Source organism: Aquiflexum sp. (assembly GCF_977115555.1).
On the sequence record NZ_CDSBKL010000386.1, the window covers coordinates 1 to 3,760 of the forward strand.

The 3,760-nt window shown below is 41.7% G+C and carries 5 protein-coding genes; 4 read left to right on the top strand and 1 reads right to left on the bottom strand.

All coding sequences use genetic code 11. The features are described from left to right. The 3 genes from ACZFYI_RS17080 to ACZFYI_RS17090 form a co-directional block, all read left to right on the top strand. Positions 1–631, top strand: a 631-nt coding sequence (locus tag ACZFYI_RS17080; RefSeq protein ID WP_462525338.1) for a sensor histidine kinase, incomplete at its 5' end; no start/stop codon positions are given. Continuing rightward, positions 628–1,320: a response regulator transcription factor gene (locus ACZFYI_RS17085; RefSeq protein WP_462525339.1), complete on the top strand. Its 693-nt coding sequence runs from the start codon at positions 628–630 to the stop codon at positions 1,318–1,320. The genes ACZFYI_RS17080 and ACZFYI_RS17085, both read left to right, overlap by 4 nt. 35 nt (positions 1,321–1,355) lie before the next feature. Continuing rightward, positions 1,356–2,558 carry an exo-alpha-sialidase gene (locus ACZFYI_RS17090; RefSeq protein WP_462525340.1) on the top strand — a complete coding sequence of 401 codons (1,203 nt, stop codon included), beginning with the start codon at positions 1,356–1,358 and terminating at the stop codon, positions 2,556–2,558. 145 nt (positions 2,559–2,703) lie between these two features. On the opposite strand, the gene rlmH is transcribed toward ACZFYI_RS17090, so the two are convergent. Then, positions 2,704–3,177 (bottom strand): 23S rRNA (pseudouridine(1915)-N(3))-methyltransferase RlmH, encoded by a 474-nt coding sequence (gene rlmH, locus ACZFYI_RS17095; protein WP_462525341.1) that lies wholly within the window; start codon positions 3,175–3,177, stop codon positions 2,704–2,706. 196 nt (positions 3,178–3,373) lie between these two features. On the opposite strand from rlmH, the gene ACZFYI_RS17100 reads away from it, so the two are divergent. Then, on the top strand, positions 3,374–3,760 hold a 387-nt coding region (locus ACZFYI_RS17100), incomplete at its 3' end, for a hypothetical protein (RefSeq protein ID WP_462525342.1).

Here is a 3,760-nt window from a genome sequence, read left to right on the forward strand (position 1 = left end):
CACGGTAAATCTTGCCGTGGAGGCATTGCAGGATCCTGAATTGTTGAATCAAGAATCTTTCCGAAAAAGATACCTGAGTATCATTAGGGACGAAAACAAAAGATTGGGAGGTCAGGTGGAAAAAGTACTCCAAGCTGCTACATTGGAGAAAAAGGAATTCAGCTTGAAAATGGAATACGTCAACCTGGTTGAATTACTGGAAAATGCAATTTCCCAGTTTGAACTTCAGGTAGAAAAAAAAGGGGGGGAAATTACCCTTGAAAACAATATGTCAGACCCAAATCTGATGTCCGATCAGTTCCATTTGTCACATATTCTTAATAACCTGCTTGATAACGCCAACAAATACTCCAAAGAAAGTCCTATCATCCATATCAAAGTTTGGGATCAAAACGGATATGCCTTTGTTTCTATTCAGGATAATGGTATCGGCATGTCCAAAGAGGTTACCAAGAAAATATTTGACAAATTTTACAGGGTTCCCACAGGCAATGTCCATGATGTAAAAGGCTTTGGACTGGGGTTATCCTATGTCAAAACCATCATCGAAGCGCATAAAGGCGAAATATCAGTACACAGTGAACCAGGAAAAGGAAGTATATTTACCATCAAACTCCCCAAGACACCATGAGCAAACAAAAACTTTTAGTAGTAGAAGATGATCCGAATCTAGGGGATATCCTGCAGGAATACCTAGCTATGAAAGGCTATGAGACCACCCTTTGCCGTGATGGCGAAGAAGGTTGGTCCAAATTTAAAAAAGACAAATACAGCCTCGCAATACTGGATATTATGATGCCCAAGAAGGATGGTTTTACCCTGGGCAAAGAAATCAAGAAAGTTCAGGAAGACTTGCCTATCATTTACCTGACGGCTAAAAATCTCAAAGAAGATATCATCGAAGGCCTCAAAATCGGAGCAGATGATTACATCACCAAACCCTTTAGCATGGAGGAATTGCTTCTCCGGATCGGGGCGATTCTTCGTCGAACCCAAAAATCCGAAGAAGTACTCTCCTTGAAGCTGTACAAATTCGGTGAATTCGAACTCCATTATGATGAGCAATACATCAAAGGTCCCTCAGGAATCCACAAGCTTACCTCCAAGGAAAATGAATTGATCAGGTTGTTGGCTTCAGAAATCAACAAACTGGTAAACAGAAGCCATGCCCTGAAGCAGATTTGGGGGGATGATTCCTATTTCAATGCGAGAAGCATGGACGTCTACCTAAGCAAGATCAGAAAAATCCTCAAAGATGATCCCAAAGTGCAGATCATCACCATCCATGGGGAAGGGTTCAAAATGGTAGTGACTGACTAAAGATGTCCAAACGAAAACAAAGTCAAATTAAAATTATGGGCTTCCTATTAGGGATAGCCCTTTTTTCATGTTCAGAAAAAAAGAAGGAAACTCTTACCCCTTCAGTGGATATGGTACGGGAAATTTTCTCGGAAAATGCCCATATCGAAGAGCCGTATCTTTTCACTTCTCCCCAAGGCGAAATCTATCTTTCTTGGATAGAGAAATCTGATTCGGCCAATATTTTTAAATTCTCCAAGTTGGAAGGGGATACCTTTTCCCCCGAATCCACCATTGCGCAAGGATCAGATTGGTTTGTCAATTGGGCGGATTATCCACAGATGTCAGCTTTTGCAGACGGGACTTTGATAGCTGCGTTTTTGCAAAAAAGCGGTGAAGGGACTTTTGCCTATGACGTCCGGATCACTATTTCCAAAGATGGGAAGCAATGGTCTGAGCCCTTTGTCCTGCACGATGACAAGACCCAAACAGAACATGGATTTGTGTCTATGGTTCCTTGGGGAGAAAAAATGCTTGTCACTTGGCTGGATGGGAGGAACACCGGAGGTGGAGGCCACGACCATAGCCATGACCACGGTCACCATGGTCAGATGACGGTCAGGGCAGCAGTGTTGGATACTGATGGGAATAAAATAGACGAATGGGAACTCGACAACAGGGTTTGTGACTGCTGTCAAACGACTGCTGCCATGACTGAGGAAGGTCCGGTGGTGATCTTCAGAGACAGGTCCGAAACTGAAATCCGCGATTTGGGAATTGCGAAATTTGAAAACGGAAATTGGAAGGAAACGGCACCGATTTATATGGATCTGTGGGAAATAGCCGCCTGTCCTGTCAATGGCCCAAGAGTCTCTGCCTTGGGAAATCAGGTTGCTGTGGCTTGGTACACAGGTGCAAAGGACAATCCTGAAGTGAAGGTGTCCTTTTCCGATGACAATGGAAAGTCCTTTGAAACGCCGACCAAAATAGACCTTGGGCAAACCTTAGGCCGCGTGGATATTGAAATGATAGAAGAAGGAGAGGCGATAGTGTGTTGGATGGAAGAAGGGAAAATTCTCGTCAGGTCAGTAAGCGCTACAGGCAAATTAGGCAATCCGATTCAAGTAGCTACCTCATCCGACAAAAGAAGCAGCGGCTTTCCCCAAATGACCAAAAACGGAAATACGCTTTGGTTTGCCTGGACCGATGATTCAGATAGTCTGAAAAAAGTCAAAGTTGCGAAAATGGATATTTTTTGATTGTCCGATTACCGATGTCTGATCTCAACATACATCTGTCTTTGAATTCTTAATTCTCATCTCTAGTGTCTCGCCTCTCGCTTCTCGCTTCTAGGCTCTTTTTCATTTGCCCCAATCTCACGTCTCATTTCTCTTGTCTTAGGTCTCATTGATGGTGATAAGGTTCATTCCTCAGGATCGTAAAAGCCCGGTACAGTTGTTCCACAAAAAATACCCTGACCATTTGGTGGGAAAAGGTCATTTTGGAAAGTGAGATTTTGCCGTTTGCCCTTTGGTACACTTCGGCTGAAAATCCATAGGGACCGCCAATGACGAAGATCAACTGCTTCAAACCTGCATTCATTTTCTTTTGGAGGTAATCCGAAAAATCCACGGATGAGTATTGCTTTCCCTGTTCATCGAGCAGCACCAACTCATCTGAAGTCTGTACTTTTTTCAGAATCAGTTCTCCTTCTTTTTCCTTTTGGGCGGTTTCAGACAGGTTTTTGGAGTTTTTAAGGTCGGGAATGATTTCCATCTCAAACTTGATATAGAAGCCCAATCGCTTGACATATTCTTCCAAAAGCGTCTGAATAGCGGAATGGTCTGTTTTGCCGACGGCGATAAGTCTGATCTGCATCCTGCAAAATAATTAAAGCTTCTTTTAATAGCCTCGATTTTATGGAATTAATTCCAATCGAACTCTGGTAATTAGCCCCTCAGCCAAGTTGGAATTGAATTAAACTAATGAGATATTTAGAAAATAGCTGAAAGGTTTTGTGCAAACTAAATAAGATTGGGAGGTATTGGCGAATAGTAATTTGTATGTGTCAAATATGACCTTCAATAAGACAATGATAAAATATTCATACATAATGGCATTAGTGTTATTTGCATCCTGTATGCAAAAACATAGTAGTACAGACAAGATTGAAGTTGCTGAAAAATCAACAAACATAGCTGTGGCACTGATAACTGACAGTGAAAAAGGAAAAGAATTTACCTTCACTCCAATTGACGAACTAGAATTTCGAAATGCACTAGCAAAAAATTATAATGCCCCTTTCGTAACCAAAATTGCCGACTCTTCACAAATTGAAAAAGCGTTTAGGGCTATTGAAAAAACATACAATGAATCGGAAAAAGAACTAGCAAAACGAGAATTATGTAATTCACCAAGATGCCTTACTTCGTTTGAAGCATATTATCCTACCCTCGATTTA

Coding starts and splice junctions, on each gene's coding strand:
- rlmH (WP_462525341.1), bottom strand. CDS start 3,177: ATGCAGATCAGACTTATCGCCGTCGGCAAAACAGACCATTCCGCTATT.
- ACZFYI_RS17090 (WP_462525340.1), top strand. CDS start 1,356: ATGGGCTTCCTATTAGGGATAGCCCTTTTTTCATGTTCAGAAAAAAAG.
- ACZFYI_RS17085 (WP_462525339.1), top strand. CDS start 628: ATGAGCAAACAAAAACTTTTAGTAGTAGAAGATGATCCGAATCTAGGG.